24 protein-coding genes are annotated in these 24,391 nt (G+C 35.4%); 12 read left to right on the top strand and 12 right to left on the bottom strand.

Annotation, left to right across the window (positions count from 1 at the left end; all coding sequences use genetic code 11):
- Window positions 1-25 precede the first annotated feature (25 nt).
- Together rpiA and EXE09_RS14965 are read left to right on the top strand one after the other, a co-directional pair.
- The gene (gene rpiA / locus EXE09_RS14970; protein WP_087553036.1) at window positions 26-697 is read left to right on the top strand and encodes a ribose-5-phosphate isomerase RpiA; all 672 of its coding nucleotides are present in this window, start codon (window positions 26-28) and stop codon (window positions 695-697) included.
- A gap of 132 nt (window positions 698-829) precedes the next feature.
- A complete protein-coding gene (locus EXE09_RS14965) occupies window positions 830-1,501 on the top strand; it encodes a SprT family zinc-dependent metalloprotease (protein ID WP_130117795.1) in 672 nt (223 codons plus the stop codon).
- A gap of 9 nt (window positions 1,502-1,510) precedes the next feature.
- Here EXE09_RS14965 and EXE09_RS14960 read toward each other — a convergent pair whose 3' ends face one another.
- From EXE09_RS14960 to EXE09_RS14950, 3 genes are all read right to left on the bottom strand, one after another.
- Complete coding sequence (locus tag EXE09_RS14960) at window positions 1,511-2,437, bottom strand: hypothetical protein (RefSeq protein WP_130117794.1); 927 nt, start codon at window positions 2,435-2,437, stop codon at window positions 1,511-1,513.
- 91 nt (window positions 2,438-2,528) lie between these two features.
- A complete protein-coding gene (locus EXE09_RS14955; protein WP_130117793.1) occupies window positions 2,529-3,347 on the bottom strand; it encodes an alpha/beta fold hydrolase in 819 nt (272 codons plus the stop codon).
- Window positions 3,348-3,357: 10 nt separating this feature from the next.
- Window positions 3,358-4,110, bottom strand: coding sequence for an HD domain-containing protein (locus EXE09_RS14950; protein WP_130117792.1), 753 nt, complete (start codon window positions 4,108-4,110; stop codon window positions 3,358-3,360).
- Between the two features lie 166 nt (window positions 4,111-4,276).
- Between EXE09_RS14950 and EXE09_RS14945 the strand changes: the two genes are divergently transcribed.
- The 6 genes from EXE09_RS14945 (at window position 4,277) to EXE09_RS14920 (ending at window position 10,183) form a co-directional block, all read left to right on the top strand.
- On the top strand, window positions 4,277-4,963 hold the full coding sequence (locus EXE09_RS14945) for a hypothetical protein (RefSeq protein ID WP_130117791.1): 687 nt from the start codon (window positions 4,277-4,279) through the stop codon (window positions 4,961-4,963).
- A gap of 150 nt (window positions 4,964-5,113) precedes the next feature.
- Entirely contained in the window at window positions 5,114-6,163 is a 1,050-nt protein-coding gene (gene argC, locus EXE09_RS14940) for an N-acetyl-gamma-glutamyl-phosphate reductase (protein ID WP_130117790.1), read from the top strand.
- Between the two features lie 79 nt (window positions 6,164-6,242).
- Window positions 6,243-6,986 carry a hypothetical protein gene (locus tag EXE09_RS14935; protein ID WP_068973156.1) on the top strand — a complete coding sequence of 248 codons (744 nt, stop codon included), beginning with the start codon at window positions 6,243-6,245 and terminating at the stop codon, window positions 6,984-6,986.
- A gap of 21 nt (window positions 6,987-7,007) precedes the next feature.
- Window positions 7,008-7,424, top strand: a complete 417-nt coding sequence (gene clpS / locus EXE09_RS14930) for an ATP-dependent Clp protease adapter ClpS (protein WP_068973155.1) — start codon at window positions 7,008-7,010, stop codon at window positions 7,422-7,424.
- A 9-nt stretch (window positions 7,425-7,433) separates the two neighbouring features.
- On the top strand, window positions 7,434-9,710 hold the full coding sequence (gene clpA, locus EXE09_RS14925; RefSeq protein WP_068973154.1) for an ATP-dependent Clp protease ATP-binding subunit ClpA: 2,277 nt from the start codon (window positions 7,434-7,436) through the stop codon (window positions 9,708-9,710).
- 119 nt (window positions 9,711-9,829) lie between these two features.
- Entirely contained in the window at window positions 9,830-10,183 is a 354-nt protein-coding gene (locus tag EXE09_RS14920; protein ID WP_068973153.1) for a YnfA family protein, read from the top strand.
- Between the two features lie 8 nt (window positions 10,184-10,191).
- On the opposite strand, the gene EXE09_RS14915 is transcribed toward EXE09_RS14920, so the two are convergent.
- From EXE09_RS14915 to EXE09_RS14895, 5 genes are all read right to left on the bottom strand, one after another.
- Window positions 10,192-11,286 carry a hypothetical protein gene (locus tag EXE09_RS14915; RefSeq protein WP_130117789.1) on the bottom strand — a complete coding sequence of 365 codons (1,095 nt, stop codon included), beginning with the start codon at window positions 11,284-11,286 and terminating at the stop codon, window positions 10,192-10,194.
- A gap of 142 nt (window positions 11,287-11,428) precedes the next feature.
- Window positions 11,429-11,656, bottom strand: a complete 228-nt coding sequence (locus EXE09_RS14910; protein ID WP_130117788.1) for a hypothetical protein — start codon at window positions 11,654-11,656, stop codon at window positions 11,429-11,431.
- Between the two features lie 252 nt (window positions 11,657-11,908).
- The gene (gene trmA, locus EXE09_RS14905; RefSeq protein ID WP_130113320.1) at window positions 11,909-12,991 is read right to left on the bottom strand and encodes a tRNA (uridine(54)-C5)-methyltransferase TrmA; all 1,083 of its coding nucleotides are present in this window, start codon (window positions 12,989-12,991) and stop codon (window positions 11,909-11,911) included.
- A gap of 90 nt (window positions 12,992-13,081) precedes the next feature.
- The gene (locus tag EXE09_RS14900; RefSeq protein ID WP_130117787.1) at window positions 13,082-14,275 is read right to left on the bottom strand and encodes a winged helix-turn-helix domain-containing protein; all 1,194 of its coding nucleotides are present in this window, start codon (window positions 14,273-14,275) and stop codon (window positions 13,082-13,084) included.
- 77 nt (window positions 14,276-14,352) lie between these two features.
- Complete coding sequence (locus EXE09_RS14895; RefSeq protein ID WP_130117786.1) at window positions 14,353-14,904, bottom strand: LexA family protein; 552 nt, start codon at window positions 14,902-14,904, stop codon at window positions 14,353-14,355.
- A 137-nt stretch (window positions 14,905-15,041) separates the two neighbouring features.
- Between EXE09_RS14895 and EXE09_RS14890 the strand changes: the two genes are divergently transcribed.
- The 3 genes from EXE09_RS14890 (at window position 15,042) to hpaR (ending at window position 16,917) form a co-directional block, all read left to right on the top strand.
- Window positions 15,042-15,380, top strand: coding sequence for a hypothetical protein (locus tag EXE09_RS14890; protein ID WP_087553025.1), 339 nt, complete (start codon window positions 15,042-15,044; stop codon window positions 15,378-15,380).
- A gap of 31 nt (window positions 15,381-15,411) precedes the next feature.
- Entirely contained in the window at window positions 15,412-15,786 is a 375-nt protein-coding gene (locus EXE09_RS14885) for a hypothetical protein (RefSeq protein WP_130117785.1), read from the top strand.
- Window positions 15,787-16,488: 702 nt separating this feature from the next.
- Complete coding sequence (gene hpaR, locus EXE09_RS14880) at window positions 16,489-16,917, top strand: homoprotocatechuate degradation operon regulator HpaR (protein WP_068973147.1); 429 nt, start codon at window positions 16,489-16,491, stop codon at window positions 16,915-16,917.
- A gap of 272 nt (window positions 16,918-17,189) precedes the next feature.
- On the opposite strand, the gene EXE09_RS14875 is transcribed toward hpaR, so the two are convergent.
- The 4 genes from EXE09_RS14875 to dsbD all read right to left on the bottom strand — a co-directional run bounded on the left by EXE09_RS14875 (window position 17,190) and on the right by dsbD (window position 23,200).
- Entirely contained in the window at window positions 17,190-19,250 is a 2,061-nt protein-coding gene (locus EXE09_RS14875; RefSeq protein ID WP_130117784.1) for an esterase/lipase family protein, read from the bottom strand.
- A gap of 300 nt (window positions 19,251-19,550) precedes the next feature.
- On the bottom strand, window positions 19,551-20,312 hold the full coding sequence (gene dsbG, locus EXE09_RS14870; protein ID WP_130117783.1) for a thiol:disulfide interchange protein DsbG: 762 nt from the start codon (window positions 20,310-20,312) through the stop codon (window positions 19,551-19,553).
- Window positions 20,313-20,360: 48 nt separating this feature from the next.
- A complete protein-coding gene (locus EXE09_RS14865; protein ID WP_130117782.1) occupies window positions 20,361-21,191 on the bottom strand; it encodes a TlpA disulfide reductase family protein in 831 nt (276 codons plus the stop codon).
- Window positions 21,188-23,200 (bottom strand): protein-disulfide reductase DsbD, encoded by a 2,013-nt coding sequence (gene dsbD / locus EXE09_RS14860; RefSeq protein ID WP_130117781.1) that lies wholly within the window; start codon window positions 23,198-23,200, stop codon window positions 21,188-21,190. Before dsbD ends, EXE09_RS14865 begins: the two co-directional genes overlap by 4 nt.
- Before the next feature lie 276 nt (window positions 23,201-23,476).
- Between dsbD and EXE09_RS14855 the strand changes: the two genes are divergently transcribed.
- The coding region (locus EXE09_RS14855) for a carboxypeptidase-like regulatory domain-containing protein (protein ID WP_130117780.1) at window positions 23,477-24,391 on the top strand (915 nt) is incomplete at its 3' end.

Genomic DNA, 24,391 nt, shown 5'->3' with positions numbered 1-24,391 from the left:
ATTTGAAAATTTATTGAGAGATGTCATGAGTCTTTATGCTACCCAAGATGAGAAAAAACAAGCAGCAGCCAAAGCTGCTTTAAAACACTTACCAAAAGGGGGCATTTTGGGTGTAGGTACAGGCAGTACTGTGAATTTCCTCATCGAGCTTTTACCTGAGCTACAACTTGAAGCTGCGGTGGCAAGTTCTGAAGCAACTGCACAACGTTTAAAAAAATTGGGCATCGAAGTGGTTGATATGAACCATGTAGGCGGTTTAGATGCTTATGTGGATGGCGCAGATGAAATTGATCGTCACATGCACATGATCAAAGGCGGTGGTGCTGCCTTAACGCGTGAAAAGATTGTGGCTTCAATTGCAAAAAAATTCGTTTGTATCGTGGATGACTCTAAATGGGTTGAGCAACTTGGACGTGAATTTCCACTTCCTGTTGAAGTGATTCCAATGGCACGTTCTGCTGTGGCACGTAAAATCGTATCTCTTGGTGGAGATCCTGTTTATCGTGAAGGTGTGGTAACGGATAACGGCAATGTAATCTTGGATGTATTCAATTTAAATATTTTGAATGCTTTAGAGTTAGAAAAGACCTTGAATGATATTCCTGGTGTGGTATGTAACGGTATTTTCGCGATTAATAAAGCGGATATTGCTGTTGTTGCGACTGACAATGGTATTGAAGAGCGTACTGCGGTTTAATTTTCAAATCTCCCCAAACCCCTCTTTACAAAAGAGGGGCTTAAGCTCCGTTCATTTGTTTTCAATGGAGCTTCCCCCTTTATCAAAGGGGGACTGAGGGGGATTTATATAAAATTTCAATAAAAGCACAAAATGACCCCAAACCTCCCTGAAATTCAAATCACTCATCATGCACGAGCAACTCGATTACGTTTACGAGTTGAACCCACTCAAATTAAATTAACTGTTCCAAAGTTTTGCACCAAACGCCAGATTCAAGATTTTTTAGCAGAGTCTGAACAATGGATGATAGAAACTTGGCAAAAGCAACAAGAAAAAGCAGGGCAATTAAATCGAACTTTGCCAGCTGAATTAAAATTATTTAATCTAGAACAGCCTTTGCAAATCACTTATCAAACACAGAAAAATTCTTATATTTTCGATGCGAAAAATCATCAATTGTTGATTAGTGATCGTCAGCCTGAAAGTTATTTAAAAGCTTTTGTGATCGCTTATGCAAAGCATTATCTGCCGATCTACTTACAACACGTCAGTGATGAAACAGGTTTAAAGTTTGGTGAATGTAGTGTTCGTCAGCCGAAAACCCGTTGGGGCAGTTGTACTGCTCAACATGATATTATGTTGAATAGTGCTTTGGTGCTTTGTGATCAGGCAATTACACGATATGTCTGCGTACATGAGTTAGCACATACGCAGCATTTCGATCATAGTCCTTTATTCTGGTCAGAAGTTGAAAAACATGATACGAATTATAAAAACCATCGTAAAATTTTAAAAAGTGGTGTGATGCCGTGGTGGTGGTAATATAAAATTTTAAAAGGGTAGTTCGTCAATACTCAAAACTCTAATATTATTGATATTCGCAAATTCAATTAATTCAGTTTCAGGTATTTCTGTATAAGAAGACATGGATATCGAAGTTGAACTTTGATTATTAGGTGGTTGAGGATGGACATTAACATTAATTGTTTTTATATTGTATTGTATTTTCAGAATTTCTGCGAAAAACTCAATATCTTTTAATGAAGTGTTCTTTGAGAAGTATATGTTATAGTGAAAAATACCATTGATTAAGGAGGATTCTTGTTGTTTTAATTGTCTTTTAAATAATGATTGTTTATTTGAGTAGATCGCATTTTTAAGGCTACCAATTTCAGACATCAATACATTGAAGTATTCTTTATCTTCAAAGTTTGATGAATCTTGAAGGCTAGCTGGTGCAGTAATTGAAAGCAATTTGATAATGGAGTTAACGCTTTTACCTTCATTAACAGCAGTTCTAGTTTCTTCTAAGACTTTTTGGATGGCTTTTTGGTCAGATAATACATCTCTGTAATCTAAGCCGTTACGATATTCTGTATAACGAAACATATTAATATCGAATATTTTAGGTGTTCCAACTTCTTGGACCAATATCGTTGGTTTATCAAAAGCTTGTCGTAACCCAAGTTCAAATAAAACATTCGGGTTTCTTGTGCTTAAATCACAAATCGCCATAGGAGATTCAAGCAATTTTTGTAATATGTCTAAATGAATTAAATTTGCTTGAGTAACATCATCTGCACGAACAGGCTTGTATCCTGCGGCTTGACATGCGGGAGCTAAAATATCTTCATAGACTCGTTTGAAGTGACCACTTTTATAATCGGGATGATCAGCAATAGGCATAATGATAAAACAATCGTTATTTGTAGCTGTTTGAGTCGGCTGAGTTTCACTATTTGCTTTTGACGTTGCCATATTTATATTATGAGCTATAAGTAATACCTAATATTCTAATTGCTAAATAAGCATTTGAAAACAAAATGATACTTAAATTGTAAAATTATTGTTAGAAACTACTCTTTGCCCATCCCTTAATCAACTCCACCACCTCCTCAGGCTGTTTAATCCAAACTGCATGTTGATTGCCTTTAAGCTGCTGAGTTAGGTCTAGAGTTTCAATTTTCGGCTGTTTAAAATAACGGCTTAAACCAAGCATTGAACTCATTGGGGCAAAATCATCACCTTGTAAATGAATAAATAAAGCATCATTTTCAACGATCTTTTCAGCACCAATAATGTGTTTATAATTACCAGTAAGCACGACTTTCGACCAATCTCGCATCAATGCCTTTGTTTCACGATTTCCAAACGCAATTTTATAACCTGCAAAAAAGCCATCTTTTAAAATCATCGCATTGATCACTGCCGTAGCTTTTAAAATATTGAATTTGCCTTTCACATCCCAGTTTTTCAAACCAATATTCCCAGTCGCAATACCAATGACTTTATTATTATGGTGTTGTGCATATAGTGTTGCCAGATGACCACCTAAACTATGTCCGAATAGAATCGGTTTTTGATGACAGATTTCCAGAGAAATTTGTTCAAGTTGAGGGATAAAGTCACTGAGTAAGTCTGTATAACCATAGTCAATATCTTTAGAAACAAGTGGTTGGTTACGTCCACAATGAGGGTAATCTGCAATCACCACATTGAATCCATTTTCAGCAAATAATGCAGTTAGCTTTTCATATTTATTGATCGAAACGCCAAGTGCAGGAAGGATGATCAAAGTGTGTTGATTTTCAGGATGTGAAAGAACATCAACAACAATCGGATATTGTCCAAAATGGATCATTTTTTGCGTTAAGGTAGAATGTGACATGAGCTGATCCTTATTCTTTAAAAATATTCATTTGAATCATCATTGGAAGCCCTAGTTTACTCATCAATGCAGTACGAGATTGAGAATTTCTTTTTACTTCTGCTTTTAATAGCCGTTTGAATTGAGTGTTGAAATGATGACGTGGATATTGAGCTAAAACTTCATCTTTAAATTGTGTGGAAAATAAAGCTAAATCAGTGCCAACTACATCGCATGAAGTAGCTTTTTGTAGCAATAACACTTCTTTGGATAAATGTTGATTATTTTCATCTAAATAGCCATTCATATGTAAGCAAATCGCATTGGAAACATTGTCGGTTTTATCCTGTGGAAAATCATGTTTAGCACATAAGCTTTCAGATCGTAAGGCACTTTCCAAAGTAAAGCATTGACAGGAATATTGTGTTTGATGATCTGCTAGACCGACATCATGCATCAGACTGGCGATCAGTAAACTTTCTTCATCAAATTGCCAATTTTTACTTTGTGCAATCGCAACGCCCCAAATATAACTGCGCCATGAATGATTGATAATGGCTTGGTGATTAGTGCTATCAAGTTCAGCAATCGCTTCTTTGATAATTGCTGTATCTGGAATATGAATATTTTTGAGTTCAAATCGTTGTGCGTTTTCAGGCTGTTTTAAAAATGTTTTGCTATAGCTTAATGTTGCAGGAACAAGTACTTGTTTGATCAATTGTACTTTTTCTTTAAAGCTGAGTTTACCATTGCTTAAAGTCATCCCTTCACGTGATCCAATCATGTTGAATTATTCCTATTTTTATAATTAGAGTAATTGCTCTAATTTATTATGCATGGAAATTTTGACAATACAAGGTCATAGAGGAATGTGATAAAAGAAAAGCATTTTTCGTAAAGAGAATTTAGGCTAAAATATTGTTAATGATAATAAATATTAAGAGAAATTTTTGTTTAAGTTCGATGAGGAATTAAAGGAACTATGCACTTTAGTTATAAGGTTGTTGATTGTTCAATGGGTTGTTTTCTGGACAATATTTATTTTTCCAACTCAAGAAAAATATGTATTGATTAAGGATGGATATTATGAGCTGAAAACATATCGTGTTCCGCAGGATGTGAGTTATGAAATTGATCGAATTGAAGCTAAAAATATCACTAATCTGTCTTTGATAAAGGACTTTCAGGTTTTCTCAAGGTTTGATTGCGCTGGTATAGTCGTTGAAAGAAAAAATGTGCAAGTTTGTGATGCTTTTTTAGATAAAAATAAGCGCGTTACTCATATAGAACTTTATGAAAGACACCCAAAGGATGGGTACAAAATTGTTTATGAAATAAAAGGTTTAGTGTATGAAAATTCGAGACATGAAAAAATAAAAATTGAAGTGTCTGTTTTGCCCTATGAATCTCAGTCACATTTAAATAATGCAAAATTTAAATTCGTCATGAGTATCATTGGTAGTTCTTTTACCTTGATATTATTCTTTTATGTATTTTATTCAACACAGTTTGCAAAAAGTATAAGAAAGGATGGTAATTTATTGATATACCTAAAAAATACAATAAAATATGCGACGCTTATTTTGATCGTTTATCAATTCATCAAAGTTTGGATGTTTTTATTTAAGAATTTATAAAATTATAATTGCATCCTACAAATTTAGAGTATCTGTATTTAAAATTATCATGAAATACACTCAAACCTAAGTAAAACAGTTTAGAAAACCAAAACTTCCTGTCATACTATGGGGCTACAAAATGGATACTTTTGAATTGAGGTAAAGCACGTGATTTCAGTAGGCATTGTCGGCGGAACGGGTTATACAGGCGTTGAATTATTGCGTCTTTTACTACGACATCCAAATGCACAAGTGAATGTACTGACATCACGTACTGAAGATGGTCGCCGTGTTGATGATATGTTCCCAAGCTTACGTGGACATACCGAGCTTAAATATTCAGATTTAAATATTGATGAACTCAAAAAATGCGACGTGGTTTTCTTTGCAACTCCGCATGGTGTAGCGATGAAGCATACCGAAGAACTTTTGGCGGCAAATAGCAAAGTCATCGACTTAGCTGCTGATTTCCGTTTGCAAGATTTAGAACAGTTTGAAAAATGGTATGGCATGCAACATGCTTGCCCAGAGATTTTAAAAGATTCAGCCTATGGTTTGTCTGAACTGAATCGTGACAAAATTAAAAATGCTAAAGTGATTGGTAACCCAGGTTGCTATCCAACCACAGTGCAATTGGGTTTAGCACCATTATTTAAACAAGCTGCAACATTGGTTAAACCTGAAAGCATTATTATTGATGCAAAATCAGGCGTTTCAGGTGCAGGGCGTAAAGCAAGTTTAGGCATGATTTACTCTGAAAATGCTGATAATTTCAAAGCTTATGGCGTTGCAGGACATCGTCATCATCCTGAGATTGTTGAAGCACTTGAAAATATTTCAGGTCAAAAAGGTGTGTTTGACCACATTCTTTTTGTTCCGCATTTAGTGCCAATGATTCGTGGTATGTTGAGTACGATTTATATCGACTTGACAGATGAAGGTGATGCAGCAGATTTACAAAGCCTTTATGAACAATTCTATGCCAATGAAACTTTTGTCGATGTGATGCCAGCAGGCAGTTCACCTGAAACGCGCTCTGTGCGTGGTGCAAATCAGTTGCGTATTGCACTGTACAAACCGCAACCGAAAAAGTTGATTGTATTATCGGTTCAGGATAATTTAGTCAAAGGTGCGGCAGGGCAAGCTGTACAAAATATGAATTTAATGTTTGGTTTTGCTGAAGATGCTGGCTTACAAGGCATCGGATTATTACCATAAAAAACGCTTTATAACTTCACACACATTTAACTTTGCGGTTAAATGTGTGTTTTGATTCTATCATTACTTAGAGATGACGATGCAGAACACAGAAACAAACACCGCGTCAGAACCAACTCAAACGCCGAAAAAATCTTTTATGCAAGGTAATATGCCGCTGATCATCGGTGGAGTCATTTTATGCGCAGGAAGTACGCTTTTAGGTTATACAGTTGGGCATCGCCAAGGTTTGACAGCTGTTGGTTTTGATGCAGACGCAGAGCAATTGGTAGAAGTGGTAAAACAACAAAAAGCCACGCTGGCAAATTTAAATAAAAGTTTAAATGCAACTGTGCAAGAACGTGATGTCGCTGTATCAAACTCGAATGATTTGACTGAAGCACTGAATAAATCCGATGCGGCAAAAGCGCAAGGTGATGTTATGAGTGCGATTTACCGTGAAGTGTTAAAACAACGTGGTGGTTTGAGTCTAATGATTCAAAACATTGCAGTAAAACCTTTACCAGAAAATGCCTATGAATATCAATTGGATTTGATTCAAGTTAGCCCAAAGCGTGCAACAGGTTCGGTTGAAATTCGCTTAATTAGTGGAACTGAAGTGTTAACAGTTCCTTTGGAAGATGCGAATTATAATTTCAGCGATTATGAGCGTCTAACAGGACGTTGGACAATGCCGAAAGGCTTTAACCCTCAATTCATTGAAGTGCGTTTAAATGGTGCTACACCAGTCATTAAACGTTTCAGTTGGTCACGTGGAAAGCCTGTCGATAGTTCAGCAGCATTTGCAGCTGAAGTACCACAAGCTGAAGCCAATTCTCAATAAATCATAAGTACTTTGAAAAATATGCGAACTAAGAAGCGTCAAATGAGTTTAAATGAAGTGAAATCATCGTTTAATGATTCAGGTTATGTAGATTGGCATTTGAGTACTCGTGTGAACAATTCAGAAGATTCAGACCATGATCAAGGTGATGTTGCAATACAGACAGCACCACCCGAAATAAAACGTCCACCGATGTATTCTGTTCTTTTATTGAACGATGATTACACACCAATGGACTTTGTTATTGAAATTTTACAACAATACTTTGCTTTGAATCTTGACCAAGCTACTCAAGTAATGTTAACAGTACATTATGAAGGAAAAGGTGAAGCTGGCGTTTATCCAAGAGACATCGCGGAAACAAAAGCCAACCAAGTAAATAACTACGCTCGATCTCAAGGTCATCCATTACTTTGTCAGATTGAGCCAAAAGAATAAGGGGGTTTCATGCTCAGTCGTCAATTAGAAGTTTCGCTCCGTTTGGCTGTTAGCATGGCTCGTCAAAAGAGACATGAGTTCCTCACGGTTGAACATTTATTATTAGCTTTACTGGATAACGATTCAGCAGTAAATGCGCTTAAGGCATGTGGTGCTGAAATCATCAGCTTGCGCAAAGAATTAGAAGAATATGTAGAGCAACATACCCCTAAATTAGGTGAGAACAGCGACCAAGCTCCTCATCCAACTGAAAGTTTTGATCGTATTTTGCAACGTGCAATTTTCCATGTTCAATCGAGCGGTGGTGATCGCACAGTTGAAGGTGCAGATGTACTTGTTGCAATGTATTCTGAACGTGATTCTTTTGCGGTTTACTTATTGAAACGTCATCAAATCAATCGTCTGACTTTGACTCAATATCTATCACATGGTGCGCGTAAAGAAGAAATTCATGTTGAAGAAGAATCTGAAGATTTAGAAGGTGAAGCGAGCGCATCTGCAAATGCAGGGCCACTCGAACTTTATACGCTTAATCTCAACATTGAAGCGCAAAAAGGTAAAACTGATCCTTTGATTGGACGTGAAAAAGAAATTGAGCGTACTGCGCAAATTCTTTGCCGTCGTCGTAAGAATAACCCATTGCTTGTAGGTGATCCTGGTGTCGGTAAAACTTCGATTGCCGAAGGTTTGGCATGGTTAATTGTCAATGGTAAAGCACCGAAACCACTTGCGAATGCTGAAGTTTATAGCTTAGACATTGGTGCACTGGTTGCAGGTACAAAATACCGTGGTGACTTTGAAAAGCGTTTAAAACAACTTTTAAATGCGATGAAAAAGAAACCTGAAGCGATTTTATTCATTGATGAAATTCACATGATCATTGGTGCAGGCTCAAGTATGGGCAGTACCATGGATGCATCGAATTTGATCAAACCTGCATTGGCAAATGGGACTTTACGTTGTATCGGTTCAACGACTTTCCAAGAATATCGTCAAGTGTTTGAAAAAGATCATGCTTTGTCTCGTCGTTTCCAAAAGATTGATGTGAATGAACCATCAATTAATGAAACTATTGATATTCTCCGTGGATTGAAAACTAAGTTCGAAGATTTCCACCATGTGAAATATGATGATGCCGCTTTAGTATCGGCAGTTGAGCTTTCAGCTAAATTTATTAACGATCGTTTCTTACCAGATAAAGCGATTGATGTGATTGATGAGGCAGGCGCGCAACGTCGTTTAAAAGCTGAACAAGACGATACCGTAATTACGGTTGAAAATATTGAAGACATCGTGTCTAAGATTGCACGTATTCCACCGAAAACTGTGTCCAAAGATGACAAGTCTGTACTTGAACATCTTGAGCGTGATCTTAAACGTGTGGTGTTTGGTCAAGATGAGGCGATTACTGCATTATCATCAGCAATTAAATTATCTCGTGCAGGCTTGAAAGCACCTGATAAACCAGTCGGTAGTTTTGTATTTGCCGGTCCAACTGGTGTCGGTAAAACAGAAGTCACTAAGCAATTGGCAAAATTGTTAGGTGTAGAGTTTGTCCGCTTCGATATGTCTGAGTATATGGAGCGTCATGCTGTTTCTCGTTTGATTGGTGCGCCTCCAGGCTATGTCGGTTATGATCAAGGTGGTCTACTCACTGATGCGATTCATAAAAATCCGCATTGTGTATTATTGCTCGATGAGATCGAAAAAGCGCATCCAGATGTGTTTAACTTGTTACTCCAAGTGATGGATCATGGCGCATTGACGGATAATAATGGGCGTAAGTCTGATTTCCGTAATGTGATCATTGTATTGACGACCAATATTGGTGCAGAAAGTATTTCTCGTACTAGTATCGGCTTCACTGAACAAGACAATAGTAATGACAACCAAGAAGCAATGAAACGTGCATTCTCACCAGAATTCCGTAACCGTTTAGATGGTGTGATTCAATTTAAAGCGCTTCCAACTTCTGTAATTGAATCTGTGATTGATAAGTTCTTAACTGAGCTACAAGCACAGTTAGACGAGAAGAAAGTAGTACTTGAAGTTGATCAAGCGGCACGTGATTGGATGGCTGAAAATGGCTATGATCGTTTGATGGGTGCTCGTCCGATGCAACGTTTGATTCAAGAACACTTGAAGAAACCACTTGCTGAGATGATCCTATTCGGTGAACTTGCTGATCATGGTGGAAATGTTGCTGTGACTGTGAAGAAAGAAGATGGCAAAGCTGTAGGTCTGTCTTTGGAAGTTTTTGAAGATCAAACGGCTGAACCTGCTTAAGATTAATTGAAATTAAGTTGTATAAAATAACCCGTGTAAATCACGGGTTATTTATTTTACCAGTGTATTATTCATCAACTTGCTCCCAAGTTTATTGAATCAATGTTTTATGGATGGTTATGGAACTTCAATTTACTAAAATCGTTACAACGATATTATTATTTCTAGCGACAGCTATTGCTGAAATTTTAGGTTGTTATTTTCCATACCTGATTCTCAATCAAAACAAGAGCCACTGGTTGTGGATTCCAACGGTATTGAGTTTAGCTGTATTTGTTTGGCTATTGACGCTGCATCCTGCAGCTTCAGGGCGAATTTACGCAGCGTATGGCGGAATTTATATTTTCACTGCATTGATGTGGCTAAGATTTGTCGATCAGGTCAGTTTGACGCGATGGGACTTATTCGGTGGTGGTGTCGTATTGATTGGTGCTTTATTGATTATATTGCAGCCGAATGGTTTGGTCCGATAAATATTACTTTATGTACTAAACCATTGTTTAACTTGGCGTGCATTTTTTTCTAGATCATCAATATCTTTTGTACTTGGTTTTTTTAATTCACAATTACCTAGGCGTGACTCTATCTTTTTTGGGCACAGATAATTCCATTCTGCATAATTAAACTGATTGGTCTTATTGTCATTAATATCATGATCGTAATGTTCAATTTGATCGTTTTCAAATCGACTGAAACTGCGGTAATGTGTTTTACAATCTTGCATATCCGTTATTACTGTTTTTAAGTTGACTAATTTTTGATTGATATAAAACAGGTTATATTCAAAGTCACCATATGCCTTACAAGTTTCATTTTCTTTAAGTTTTGCACGGATCACATAATTTTCAAAAAATTGATGATCTAATTCAGCCGTGTATTTCTTTGCTTCGTAAACAGTTTCAATATTTGGAATACTTTTTGCAATTTTTTCTGTGGAATCAAAAGTTTGTGCATTTGGAATAGTCCGAATGTTTGCATTATCCATATATCCCGCGTAGGTATGATGACGTGCAAAATGATAGGGTGGTTTTTGATTATCTGAAGCAATGACATCTGGAACATATTGAAATTCAGCGAAATCCTTTGAGCTTATTGTAAGTGTGCCTTGTAAGCCTTCGTATGCTGTACCTACTGAAACAGCTTGTTGTTGCCGTATATAAATATCTAAAGCATCCGTGCGACGAATCTCTAATTGATGACCAGGTAAGGAATCAGAGGATTTCTGATCAAGATTGGGTAATGAATAAGCGATAGATTCTAACTTGTATAACCATTTGATATGCTCTGGAATTTTAAAAGAAATAGAATGTGTTTGAGGGTTAACAGATCCCTTGATTTCTTGGGTAATAAAATCATTCGTTAGACAAGGGAGTTGCAAAAAACCACATCGTTCAAGTGAGCCTGTAATTCCTGGAATAACAACTATAGATTTATAATTTGCTTGTGCGATTTGAGTTTCACTCAAAATTGCATTTTTCTTTTGTTGAGTCATCGTTCCATAAGATGAATACAGGTCTAATTGAATATCTACATGATCTTGGTGATTGCTACAGCCATTGATGAGGAATATTGCCATAAACAAAAGGAGAGTCTTTGTTTTTTTCATAGTGTTTATAAAACGAATAACTTCTTATGATTAATTATGGGTTGATCAGATCATAACATGGTAATAAAAAAAGCATCCAGTAAACTGAATGCTTTTTTAGTGGTCATCCATCCTATTGAATCGGTGGATGCTGCAATTGGGTTAACTCTTTTTTACTGAAACCTCGCGATACCAGTACTTTTCTAATCCCTTTAATCACATCCTCATCTGTTGCTTTCAACAGTGCTGCGAGAAGTTGATCATCGGATTTACAAGAGCAATCATTTTCAATACAAGCAATTTGATTTTTATGCTCGTTTTGCTGTTGATCTGCCACAAACAGCTTTTGCCAAAAACTCATAGAGCCTTTCACATATAACCTAACATAAGACGGAATATAACTGTTTTAAATATAAATACAAGATAGGGGATTTTCATGTAGTCGGATTTTACGCTGAATTTTTCGATTACAAAAAAACTTTTGAACGGTTTGGCAGAATATTAAATTTTTAATACTTTATAACTTAATGATATATCGATAGATAATTTCTTTATCATCATACTGCACATTTTAGACAGTATGATGACTCTGAAATAATCGGAAATAAATTGTTTAAATCTTTTCCAACAACACACCTGATTCAACATGGTGTGTATACGGAAATTGGTCAAACATGGCAAATTTTGTGATTTTATGAGTTTGCAATAAGGTTTTTAAATTGTCATGTAAAGTATCAGGATTACATGAAATATAAAGAATACGATCAAAACCTTGTAGAAGCTTTAAAGTGTCATCATCAATACCAGCACGTGGTGGATCAACAAAAACAGTATCGAAGTCATAACTTTGAATATCAATTTTTGCTTCTTCTAAGCGGCGGAATTCACGTTCACCATTATAAGCTTGGGTAAATTCTTCAGCAGATAAACGTGCAACTTGAATATTTTCAATGTTATTTTGTTCAATATTCCATTGTGCTGCATAGACTGATGATTTAGCCAATTCAGTTGCCAGTACACGATTGAATTTAAGCGATAGAGGTAGGGTGAAGTTACCATTCCCACAGTAAAGTTCGAGTAAGTCTTTATTTGAGCCTTCAGCTGACTGACATGCCCATTCCAACATTTTTTGACAAACTTGCGCATTTGGTTGAGTAAAACTGCTTTCAATTTGTTTATATTGAAATTTACGCTCAAAAACTTGTAATTCTTCGACCACAAATTCATCAGACAGTACCAATTTAACCCCACGGCTACGTCCAATAATTTTAACATTCAGTTTTTCTGCAAGCTGTTTAGCAAGGGCTTCCCATTCTTCATTGAGTGGTGCACGATATACCAATGAAACTAACATTTCGCCTTTCAGCGTTGCGAGAAAATGAACTTCAAAAAGTTTTTTAGACAGAATCGGATTGGCTTTGATTTCATCCAATAAAATCGGCATTAAAGTATTGATACTTTTGTCTGCAATCGGGAATTCATCAATGCGGACGATGCTTTTTTGTTGATTTTCATCACGTTCAAACATGGCATAGAACATATCATCTTCAGTGTGCCAAATACGGAATTCTGCACGCATACGAAAGTTTTGCTCAGGTGAAGCAAAGACTTCTAATGATGGTGGATTAAATTCTGCAAATTGAGTTTGGATTCGTTCAATTTTGGCATCAAGCTGTTGTTGATAAGATGAAGTCATAGAAGTCAGAAAAACACTGGAATTAAGCAGTGCAGATGGTAGCAAAATTAGGGAAAAATGGACACCTGATTCCTATCAATCCAGTGTAAATTATTTAAATACTTTACTAAGATTGAAATCTACGTCAGGACATTGATTAAATATAGCAAAGTTTTGGATTTCCATATTTAACGTGTCAATAAAATGCTCTTGATCGAGTGTATGGTCTTTAAAATAATTTTGTTCTAAATGCAGGCTGATTACTTCAAAACGCTGCTGTGTTCGATGTGCTTTGCAATCAATACGGCCAACAATATGATCACCATATAAAATAGGTAGGCTGAAATAACCGTAGACTCGTTTAGCTGGAGGAACATAGCATTCTAAGCGATAGTCAAATTTAAATAAGGCATTTAATCGTTCACGATGAATCACCAAATTGTCAAAAGGTGAAAGAATTTTCACTTTTAATTCAAGTGGTTTGAGAAGCTCTAACGCATTCATTTGAATAAATATGTTTTGGCTGTCTTTATTCACATAACCAAATTGATCTAAAGTGGTGATGATTCCTGCATCGAGTTGTTCATTGACAATTTTACGCATCGCTTCACGGAAGTCTTTGCCTGTTTTCAAGTGGATGAGTTGCTTCCATGTAAATATGCCATGTGCTCTCATTGTTGTATCAAACAGATAGCGCGCATATTCTTCAAGTGTTGGCATGTTTAAATTCAGATTATGAGGAATGCAGTGTTCAGTCAGTTTATAGACCTTTTCCATGCCATGACGTTCAGAGATCATCAAATCGCCTTGCATGAAAAGCTGATCAATTGAACGCCGTGCCAGACTGCTATTCCACCAAGCACCCGAACTTTGCTTATTTTTTGAATCTATATGGCGCAGTCGAATACTGCCTTCAGCTTTAGTGCGCGCCAGTATTTCTTTCATTAAATGTCTATCACCGTGACCAAAATAACGATGTTGACCATTGCGAATGGATTGCATGTAGGGCAATACGTAACGATAATCTCGCATCGGCAAGTATGAAGCTGCATGAAACCAATGTTCAAAAATATGCTGTTGTTGAACCAATTGGTTTAAATGATTGCTTTGCGTATTTGTTTGATAGTCTGGCACTCGATTCCACAGCACATGATGATGCGCACGCTCAATCACTGAAATGGTATCGATTTGTACATAACCAAGATGTTCAATCGCTTGGCGAGTTCCCTCTAAACCGTGACTGAATTTCGCATGTGTAGTTAAACCTTGTTGGGATATTGCCAATTGTCGAAGCAAATCATTCATTTATTTAATCCTGAATAAGAACAAAGAGTACTTTCTTGAAAACACACTGAGTTATTTTCTATACCAATCTATTTTGATCATTTTAATTTCTTTAAAATACAGGTAATGACACCCCAAATGATAATTTGTTCTTCGCTATGTGGGTGAATGTCAGGAAAATCAGGATTCTCAGCTTTTAACCAAATATCAGGTATACCATGTTCTGATTTGGTCTGCATAAAACGCTTTACGGTAAATTCATTATTGATCAGTGCCAAAACAATATCACCATGTTCTGCTTCTAAACTACGATCAATTAAAATTTCATCACCGACCTCAATGCCTGCATTTTTCATAGATAAAGAATTGACCTTTAATATGAATGTCGTCACAGGGTTATGAATCAAATGATCATTTAAATCAATGCGCTTTTCCATATAGTCTTGTGCAGGAGAGGGAAAACCTGCTGCAACAGATTCAAGTGGATAGGGAATTTCAATTTTACTGTGTGCCTGAATAAGATGTAGATCATACCCAGAAATACAATCATCAATCGCATATTTTGACCGAATTGACGGTGTTATTTTGTTTGATTTCAACCATGTTTTGATCTCAACCAACTGAGAGGAATTGTCTGAAATTTTATCCATGATCAATAATCTTGAAAAAGTAACAAAATCAAGTTTAACAAAATAAGCCATTCATGCAAGATTCTTTGGTCGGATTTATTGTGATTGTCAAAAGCTCCGCATACAATTATCCAAAATCCAAATGATTGAGAATGCAAATGTTGCAAGATTTTGTAGAAGAGCAGAAATTAGTATGTGAAGAATTTGACTCACGCTATATCAAAGTCAATGAAACGGATTTAGTTGCCATTGCTAAACAAACACTGAACAAAGAACCGATTGTAGGTTTGCGTAAGAAACCTGATGCTGACAATGTAGCGTGGTTTATTTACGGTGGTGAGCTGGAAGAAGGCGAGGATTTCTTTGATATTGTTACTGTGAAGGAACTTGAAGACATTTTCCCAGATGCAATTCCTTATCTTTCATTAGAAGAAGGTTTCCGCTTTATGATCGATGCTGATGAATACGAAGATGTTTGGAAGGCAGATGCAATATAATGTTCGGTCTATTGCAGTAAGGTTGAATCTTATGCGACGTAGCATTGTTTTAGGGTTATGTGGCGCTGTTTTAAGTGTGCAATGTGTTGCAGAAAGTCATTCAAAGACATTAAGCCAAGCACAATTTGATCAACGTATTCAGATGTATACGGATCAGGTCAATGCAACCAAACATATTTTAGATGAAGAAAATGTAGCGGTAGACGCTACGGAACAACGCAGAGCATTTTGCTCACGTTTAGAGGCTTATCAGGCAATTGCAGAACTTGCTCAGCAAAATATTGGTTTGGATACAGCGAATATGATGCTGATCATTGCCAATAATTTTTTAGATCGCCAAAAGCAAAGTATGGCGCAGTCAGGTATGACGGTGGGTGTATTTTGTGCAAATCAGGCTGCAAAGTGACTTAAAGTGCATTTTTGTCTGTTAATGACATGTTTTTGGCAGAAAATGATAAGGTAAATTGAGCGAAATAAGAAATAATAAGCCCATTAAAACAATACATTGTTAGATTTTCCCTGGTCTTAGTTGTGTTTGTTTTAATCATCAATTTCTTGATTGATGACGTCCTAAACCCGCTTAATTGCGGGTTTTTTAATTGTAGTGCTCAATTTTGAAAATAAAATTTTTAATTGTTTTGGCTAAAAAATAAGAGACTTTAAAAATGGATTAATGGATAGGAATTTTGAAATTAATGAATAAAAAAAGTTAATATTTAACCTTGTCAATGAATAATATGAAAATGAGTCCTCATAATCATATTAATTAAGATGTAATTTAATTTTTAAAAATAAAATATTAGAAATTTTGTAAAAATAATAATTATAATGAATGGTTAATAAATTGGAGGATTGGTGAAAAGAATTCTTTGATTTATATAATTTTATTTTCATATATTTTTTATTCATATAGTGTTGATTATTTTTAATACAAAATATTTGTTGATAAATATGTGTGTTAATTATCATATTTTAATCAATTGTGTGAAATTTGTCACATTATTTTTAAATTTAGTCTTTGGTATTAATTAACACAATAATTGTTTGGGAAATAATAAAATGGTTTAATTAAATAAAAGCTTAAGTATTTATTAAAATAGGGCGATGGATGAAATCTTTTGAACCAACTTTAACATTAGCATTATTACAGGCTAGAGAAGCGACGATGTCATATTTTAGAACCATTTTAAATGAAATTGGTTTAACGGAACAACAATGGCGTATTATTAGTATTTTATATCAATATAATGAATTAGAAAGTAATCAGCTTGCAGATTTAGCATGTATTTTAAAACCAAGTTTAACTGGAATAATTAATCGCATGTGTGATCAAAAGCTAACAGAGAAAAGAAAGGATCATCGTGATCAGCGAATATATTTAATTAAACTTACAAATGAAGGTAAGAAGTGTTATGAAACTCAAGTTGTTAAGATGAATGAATCATATCAACACATTCAACAACAATATGGCGAAGAAAAAATGCAACAATTGTTAGTGTTACTTAAAGATTTGTGTAAGTTGAAAGTGTTAAATTAAATATAAAGAGATGATTGTAAATTATTAATTTTTGAGACTATTATTTATTATTGTATTTTAGTATCTATTTTTGAAAATATATAAAATAATTTTTTAGCTATATTTTTGAATTTTAAATGAAAAAATTCTTATACTGAGAGGTATAAATAGAAAGGTTGACTATTATTGAATAGTCAACCTTTTTTAATTCTCAGTTTTTATTTTAAAATATATTAATCAAATAATATAGTGATTATAAATATGGTTGATTTATAATCACTATTTGGTTTGAATTATTTATTTAATTCTAAATAGTTTTTATAATCATTTAGATTATCACGTAAAATGCGACGTAATTCTAAAACAGCTTCAGGTGTTTCTTGGATAGAGTGACCACCTTGAATGACTTTTACCGAAGATTGACCTGTTAGGTGTGAACTGAGATAGGGAACAAAGCCATCATTCATTTTTTGAGGGTCATGGCTTTTAACTTGATTTCCCATAATCGAATGATAGATAAATTTTTGATTTGGCAAAATATCTGAAGTCAGCTTCATAAAAGATGAATTTGGGCTTAGATTACTTGCACCATTAAAAGCTAAGCCTTGATTTAAATTATGTTTATTTCCTGTTGTGGATTGATTAAATTCAATCGCATTGAAAAAATTCTGAGGAAGAACAATAATTTTTTTGGCAAAGTTGGTAAACCAACGATCTGCATAAGGCGTTCCATGGTGTGGGCTGGCAATAAAAATCGCACGGCTAAACTGGGGTAAAGAACGGAAAATAAATCGTTCTTTGATGATTGGCTCTTGGTCGAGTTTATGCTTTTGTGCAGCACTCATCAGTGGAATAGCTTGCGTTGAAATATCTTGATCACTGACCAATAAACGACTAATAATGCCTCCCATACTATGTCCAATCAGCACAGCATTTTTACTTGATTCAGAATTTGGTTCTGTAGTCGCAAAAGCTTGTTTGAGTAGTGCATGGATTTGAAAACGACTTTCAAAAATAGGCATATTGGTTGAGTAGAACACCTGCCAAACCTGATAATTATCACGTAAAACCTTATCACCCATGATGTTATTGGTCAGTGCAATCCATGCTTCTGGACTGCTGGCAAGACCATGAATCATGACAATAATTTTTTTATTCGGCTGATAGGGTTCAAGCATGAATAAATGTGGCATGATCAGATTTTGTTCACGATTCAATAGGGTCTTATAGCCCGCAGAACCTAGATTATTTTCAGAAAGCCATAAACCAAAAGGCACAGAATAATTGGCGGTAAAGGTATAAGGCTTTAAATTGACTTCAGTTGTATGGTATTGATAAGGGTTGAGGATTTGAATTTTAAAAGGTGCGCCATTGATGATTTGTGTACCTGTAAGTTTGAAATCAAGCGGTTGAGCAACAGTGCTGACAGGTAAATATTTGGCACGATGAATATTAGCATTGGGTTGATGTGCGTAGTATTGTTCAGGATTTAATATAAATTCATTTTTCTTATTTTGTTTAGTTTCTGCTTTTACTACAACAAATTCTGAACCTAGACCTTCTTGTCTATTAATCGCATAAAAACCTGAAAAATTAAGATTATAACTCGACTTTAAACTCTCAATAGGCATATTTTTGAGTTGTGGATATTGGTCAAAATTGAGCGAATATTGTGAATTTCCAATATTAAATTGCTCAGGAAAGGTTGGTGATGGATGGAGTAAATATTGGCTGATGATCAATCGTGATAATGCATAATTATAAAATGTACGAACTTGAGATTGCCGTTGGTCAAATAGTCGTGTTTCAGCTTTTTGCGGTAATTTAAATAAATAAGCATAGCTATAACGTAAGCTTTTATCGAGCAAGTAAAGTTCTTGTTTTAAAAAATCTTGCGTATTTTTATCTAAATTTTGTTGTGGTTTAAGTGCTGATAAATGTTGATCTTGAATTTGTAAGGCTTTGGCTAAATAAATTTCACTTGCTGTGGCATAGAGATCCTCATTTTCTAAAGTTCTATTTTCCTGAATATTGGAAATACATTCATCAGCTTGGCTTAGGCAACGGTCTGAATTTTGCCCAACGATGTATAAAGAGCTGAGTGTTGCCTCACTGAGACGATGGTGGGTGAGATAGTTATCCGTTTTATTGGAAAGCGAGGTACTGAGTTGATTAACACGTAGTTGCACCACTTGGCAGGCAGATAAGCTGGCAACTAAACCTAAAGTAAATAGACGTAAGAATAATGAATTTAAGCTAAATTTAAATGCATGAGTTTCTAAAGCAACTAATTTTAAGCATGCTGAATACGTTTTAGTTGCTGCTAAAGAATCAGATTTAATTAAGCGAGGCATGTGAATCTACATTCCCAAAAATCGTTACAGTTGCTTTATTTTAGCTGAATGTGCGACTTAATCGAAATATTTCATGGAGAAATTCAGTTTTTATATTTAAAATGAAAAGAGTGTACGCTGATCTATTACAGTATTGAGTTTTAAATGAATCATCGCTACGAATGCGCTTGAATGGTTTAAGTCATCGCCGTTTTATAGTGTGGAATGAATGGAAGATATACTGTAATTGATCTTCCATTCAGATCAATCATTTAAATGAATCACTTAGGAATCAGTTGTTTGAACTCATCTACTTCAAATTTAGTCATTTAAAAGTTTGTTGATGTCTTTAGGCGCACCTTGTTGGCTTTGAATTTCACCTTTGGCATCTTTCCAAATCATGGCTGGTGTTGCATAAAAACCGTATTTATCCATCAGTTTGTTATTATTATCTATTTTTTCAGACAGATCTTTAGGCATATTTTTCAATTCAACCAATTTATTTTTGCCATTATTTAAATTGTGTTGCTTAAACACTTCAGCAGGATTTGCACTATTTAAAATAGTTGCAGCTTGCCCTTTGCTGCTCGGACGAATGACACCAACCAAGATATGACGTAATTGGACTTTGCCCGACTCTACAAATGGACGTGCTTGCTTCCAAAAGGTGTGGCAATACGGACAATTTGGATCATTAAACACATAAATGATTTTCTTAGCATCGCTGTCACCATCTTGAATCCACGCTGATTTTTCTAGGCTTTTCCAAATTTCATCTAAGACAGCATCTTTAACGTGAGTGTTAATCGCTTCTTCTGAAAGATTTTTTCCTGAAGCATCATATAAATCTCCAACGATATAATGCTTTCGATCTTTAGAAATAAAGACTGTTGAAGGGTATTCATCACGGTAACCGGTCCAACCCTCAAGACCCTCGGGGGCATCAATTTGTTGAACAAAGCGATAACCCTCTTTCTCAAGTTTGTTTTTAATTACGTCTGTATTGGCAGAAAAAACAGAACTACTCATCAATAACATGAGTGAAGAAGTGAGTGAATATAGACTCAATTTTTTTAGGTTCATCGTGAATATAGCTCCATATTTAAACCAAAAGATAAGAATTAAACTTGCTTATTTTGAAGTTAATTTTTGAATTTGTTGCTGTAACATCGCATGGCTGATTTCGCCCATATGCGAATCTACCAATTGACCCTGAGCATCGAAAAATAGGGTGCTTGGTAAACCATACATTCCAGTTTTTTGAGCAACTGTGCCGTTAGCATCAAGCAATACATTGTGTAAATCGACTTGATGAGTGAGTAGATAAGTTTGCACAGTTTTCGCATCTTCATTTTGATTGATGAAAATGAATTGCACATTTGGATACTTTTTCTGTGCCTCACTTAAAATAGGCATTTCGCGACGACATGGCGGACACCAACTCGCCCACAGATTGATGACGACTGGTTTGCCTAGAAATTGGGTTAACTCAACTTGATTTTGTTCAAGATTAAGTAAATGCGCTTCAGGAAATTGTTGATATTGCATTTGAATCTGCTGATGGATAAAACGTCCAGCAACAAAAACCACGAGAAAAATAGTCATGGCGAGGATTAAAAATTTCTTGGTTAATGCTCGATTTTTCCAATAAATCCATGCCAAAGCTGCAAAGAGTGCGCAATAAATTTGAAAGCCTTTATCCTGAATTTTAATAATATCTAAGGGATGTTCTAAATAAATACTAAAATTCAATGCAACAAAGCCGATTCGACCTGCAATCAAACCGATCAAAATCGCAGACCAAATCGAATCATTGAATACAGTCCATTGTGTTGCAGGCACTTTGAAATAAGAACGTGAAAACTTGCAGACTAAAATACTGATTAAAATCGCAAGCACCAGAATCATGATGCTCCAAGGCAACATGATCGGTCCGAGGTGAATCGCTTGGGTCGTGATCATGGCGATTGATTCAATTGAGTTTTTATTTTAGCAGTTTGCTGAATGAGCTGTTTTGCATTAAATGTCCCAGTAAAACGTAAACCACGAATTTCTTGCGCATTGGCATTTAAAAATAACATCGTTGGTGGACCTAAAATTTCATGTTGCTTCAAAATTAGATCTTGAGATTCATTATATTCGGTCAAATCGAGTTGAATCAGGGTGAAATCTTTTAATGCGGTTTGTACTTCGACTTGTGGAAAAACTTCTTTTTCAATCGGTTGGCATGCAACGCACCAATCTGCATAGACGTCGATAATGATAGGTTTACCTATTAATTTTGCATCATTTAAAGCAGTATTGAGTTGTTCCGCTGTAGAAACTTTATTCCATGTTAAATGTGCTGTTTGACTATATTGGGTCTGATAGGCTGCATAGCTTTGTTGGATATTCCAAAATGATGCAACAAGACTCACAACTGCAATCAATGCCAGAATGACTTTATTGAGTACTTTCTCACTGTCACGCAGGGCATTAAATAAGTAAATCGCAAGAACTAAGCACAGTAACGCAAATAAAGCGCTATAGATTGTGGTCGATAGCATTGGACGAATGAAATACAATGCAACCATGAGCATAATAAAGCCAAAGCTGACTTTAATGCGATCCATCCATTTACCCGGTTTTGGCAATAAGCGAGAGCCGAAAACGCTGGCAATGAATAAGGGCAGTCCAATCCCTAGACCCAAAATAAATAAATATAATCCGCCTAAAACAGCACTTTGAGATTGCGAGACAAATAACAATGCTCCTGCCAAAGGCGCACTCATACATGGTCCAACGATTAAAGCCGAAAGCGCGCCCATAACGACCGCACCTAAAATTGTGCCTGCTTTTTGATTATTCTGTAAATTGCTTAGTTTGTTGGTGATAAATTGTGGCAAATTGAGTTGATATAAACCAAATAAATTCAATGCTAAGACCACAAATAAAACTGCAAATAATGAAACAATCCAAGGGCTTTGAAACCAGCGTTGGAAGCTATAACCAATTTCAGCGACCACAATACCCATGATGGCGTAGATCACTGCCATGCTAATAACAAAACTGAGTGCAATGGCAACAGCTTTGTAGCCTTTGGCATTTTTAATAATAATTCCTGAAAGAATCGGAATAAGCGGCAATGAGCAAGGTAAAAATGCCAGTAATATACCCAGCCCAAAGAATACTAAGAGGTTTAAAAATAAAGAATCTTCTGATAAAAGTTTAAAAAATGATTGGTCATCATTCCATTGTAATGACGTTGTATTGTCAATATTGATGTTTTTCTCAATTGATTGAGCAACATTCGCAGATTCATTGCTATTGGTTGCAATCACATTTGAAGTTGGGTTTTGATCTGTTGCTTCTAACGATGCAGGTGAATTGATACTATCCAATTTTACAGGTGCATCTGGGAGCTTTTTATCTTCAACTGAAGCAAGAATGGAATCATTTTTGATTGGATCTTGCTTTGCATCCTGCACCTTCACTTTATTCGATGAAGATTGCTCAAGTGAATTATTATCATTGGGTAGTCGATTTAAAAGACGATTTGCTGATGAACTATTTTGAGGAAATAAGCCATTTGCATCAGTTGAAATCGTTTTACGTTGTAATGGATAACATAAGCCATCCGCAGAACAGCCCTGATAGAGCACTTGATAATCCGCATTTGGTTTTACATTGATTTGGGTGCTGACCTGTTCGTAATGAACTTCTGTTTTACCAAAAGTAGGGTCATCTTTGATTTGACCTTTGGGTAAATGTAAAGGAACCGATTTATGCTCTAAATTGACTTTAAATTGATCGTTATATAAGTAGTAATGCGGTGCGATTGTCCATTTCAATTGCGCTTTTTGATTTGAAATAGACTCAACCGACAACTGGAAAGCTTGATCAGGTGGTAAAAAATCAGAATTGGCATGACTGATTGAACTAAGCCCCAGTAGTGTAAAACACCCTATACTGATCAATTTTTTAAACGACATAATTCCATTTCTTTACTGCATTTACTCTTATTATCCATAATTTTAGATATAGCGGGGATTATTCTCGGTTTTTCTTTGTTAACTGATGAAGCGTAGTGATAAAACGCCTAGCAGATAAAATTTATGTTATCTAAAAATCAAACAATACTTAAAATTTTAATCAGCTTTGTGGTAAATCCATTTATCCATAATCTTTGCGACCCCCTCATTTGGGGAATATGTTTCAATTTTGAAAACTCATAACATTTAAAAAATAATTTTAAAGGGGATTAGAAAATGAAAAATACATTCATTAAGACGCTATTATTTACCTCTATGATCAGTTTAGTTGCATGTGGAGGTGGTGAATCTGAAGACAGTAATTCAGGTTCAAAAGGTTCTTCTGATACAACGAAAATTGAACAAGGAACCAACCAAGATATTAGCAATAGTTATGATACCAAAGGGATTGTTTTAGATCAGAATAACCAGCCAATTAAAAATGCAAAAATAGCCATTACTTTAGACAATGTTGAATATTCAACCCGTTCAGATCAGACTGGGAAATATACTTTAAAAACACCACAAGAGTATGTTTATCCAGAATATATTTCAGGTGTTATTACTGCGGAAGGATATAAACCTGCGGCTTTAATACTGAATTATAAAAATAAATTATTATTGACTAATGACAATAGCAACAACCCAAAACTTTCAGTATTACAGGAAAATGATGTCATCTTCTTTAATGGTCTAACGGTTATCCATTTAGGCAATGACTCTTTTGGTGGTAGTGTTAATTCAAAATTTCAAGTCAAATCTTCAGGGGTAACTTGGAAAGATAGTTTTATTTATTCTGCTGATAAAAAGTCGAAATACAATCAAATCTGTATTTCGATGTCGGCAAAAGGTGTGCAATCGTCTACAAGTAGCGACACAATTGAATTAAGTTCTAAGTCAGGTCAAAAGGTTGTAAAAAGCCTTGTGGATAGTCCAACAACTGGCGAATATGCAAACGCACAATATTGTCTTTCATTGCAAAATTTCCAAGCTGATGAGCAAATCGAGTTAAAAGTAGCTTCAAATGATGTTTATGATGCAGATGATTTTGAAATAATTAACATTATTGGACAATATAGTCATACTTCTACAGGAACAGGAACAGGAACAGGAACAGGAACAGGAACAGGAACAGGAACAGGAACAGGAACA

It is taken from the genome of Acinetobacter sp. WCHAc060025, assembly GCF_004209355.1.
Lineage (GTDB): Bacteria > Pseudomonadota > Gammaproteobacteria > Pseudomonadales > Moraxellaceae > Acinetobacter > Acinetobacter wuhouensis.
This window is presented reverse-complemented; position numbering and strand designations above follow the sequence as displayed.

Bases quoted from the DNA above. Each gene is read 5' to 3' on its own strand.
- rpiA (WP_087553036.1), top strand. From the start codon at position 26: ATGAGTCTTTATGCTACCCAAGATGAGAAAAAACAAGCAGCAGCCAAA.
- EXE09_RS14965 (WP_130117795.1), top strand. From the start codon at position 830: ATGACCCCAAACCTCCCTGAAATTCAAATCACTCATCATGCACGAGCA.
- EXE09_RS14960 (WP_130117794.1), bottom strand. From the start codon at position 2,437: ATGGCAACGTCAAAAGCAAATAGTGAAACTCAGCCGACTCAAACAGCT.
- EXE09_RS14955 (WP_130117793.1), bottom strand. From the start codon at position 3,347: ATGTCACATTCTACCTTAACGCAAAAAATGATCCATTTTGGACAATAT.
- EXE09_RS14950 (WP_130117792.1), bottom strand. From the start codon at position 4,110: ATGATTGGATCACGTGAAGGGATGACTTTAAGCAATGGTAAACTCAGC.
- EXE09_RS14935 (WP_068973156.1), top strand. From the start codon at position 6,243: ATGCAGAACACAGAAACAAACACCGCGTCAGAACCAACTCAAACGCCG.
- clpS (WP_068973155.1), top strand. From the start codon at position 7,008: ATGCGAACTAAGAAGCGTCAAATGAGTTTAAATGAAGTGAAATCATCG.
- clpA (WP_068973154.1), top strand. From the start codon at position 7,434: ATGCTCAGTCGTCAATTAGAAGTTTCGCTCCGTTTGGCTGTTAGCATG.
- EXE09_RS14920 (WP_068973153.1), top strand. From the start codon at position 9,830: ATGGAACTTCAATTTACTAAAATCGTTACAACGATATTATTATTTCTA.
- EXE09_RS14915 (WP_130117789.1), bottom strand. From the start codon at position 11,286: ATGGCAATATTCCTCATCAATGGCTGTAGCAATCACCAAGATCATGTA.
- EXE09_RS14910 (WP_130117788.1), bottom strand. From the start codon at position 11,656: ATGAGTTTTTGGCAAAAGCTGTTTGTGGCAGATCAACAGCAAAACGAG.
- trmA (WP_130113320.1), bottom strand. From the start codon at position 12,991: ATGACTTCATCTTATCAACAACAGCTTGATGCCAAAATTGAACGAATC.
- EXE09_RS14900 (WP_130117787.1), bottom strand. From the start codon at position 14,275: ATGAATGATTTGCTTCGACAATTGGCAATATCCCAACAAGGTTTAACT.
- EXE09_RS14895 (WP_130117786.1), bottom strand. From the start codon at position 14,904: ATGGATAAAATTTCAGACAATTCCTCTCAGTTGGTTGAGATCAAAACA.
- EXE09_RS14890 (WP_087553025.1), top strand. From the start codon at position 15,042: ATGTTGCAAGATTTTGTAGAAGAGCAGAAATTAGTATGTGAAGAATTT.
- EXE09_RS14885 (WP_130117785.1), top strand. From the start codon at position 15,412: ATGCGACGTAGCATTGTTTTAGGGTTATGTGGCGCTGTTTTAAGTGTG.
- hpaR (WP_068973147.1), top strand. From the start codon at position 16,489: ATGAAATCTTTTGAACCAACTTTAACATTAGCATTATTACAGGCTAGA.
- EXE09_RS14875 (WP_130117784.1), bottom strand. From the start codon at position 19,250: ATGCCTCGCTTAATTAAATCTGATTCTTTAGCAGCAACTAAAACGTAT.
- dsbG (WP_130117783.1), bottom strand. From the start codon at position 20,312: ATGAACCTAAAAAAATTGAGTCTATATTCACTCACTTCTTCACTCATG.
- EXE09_RS14865 (WP_130117782.1), bottom strand. From the start codon at position 21,191: ATGATCACGACCCAAGCGATTCACCTCGGACCGATCATGTTGCCTTGG.
- dsbD (WP_130117781.1), bottom strand. From the start codon at position 23,200: ATGTCGTTTAAAAAATTGATCAGTATAGGGTGTTTTACACTACTGGGG.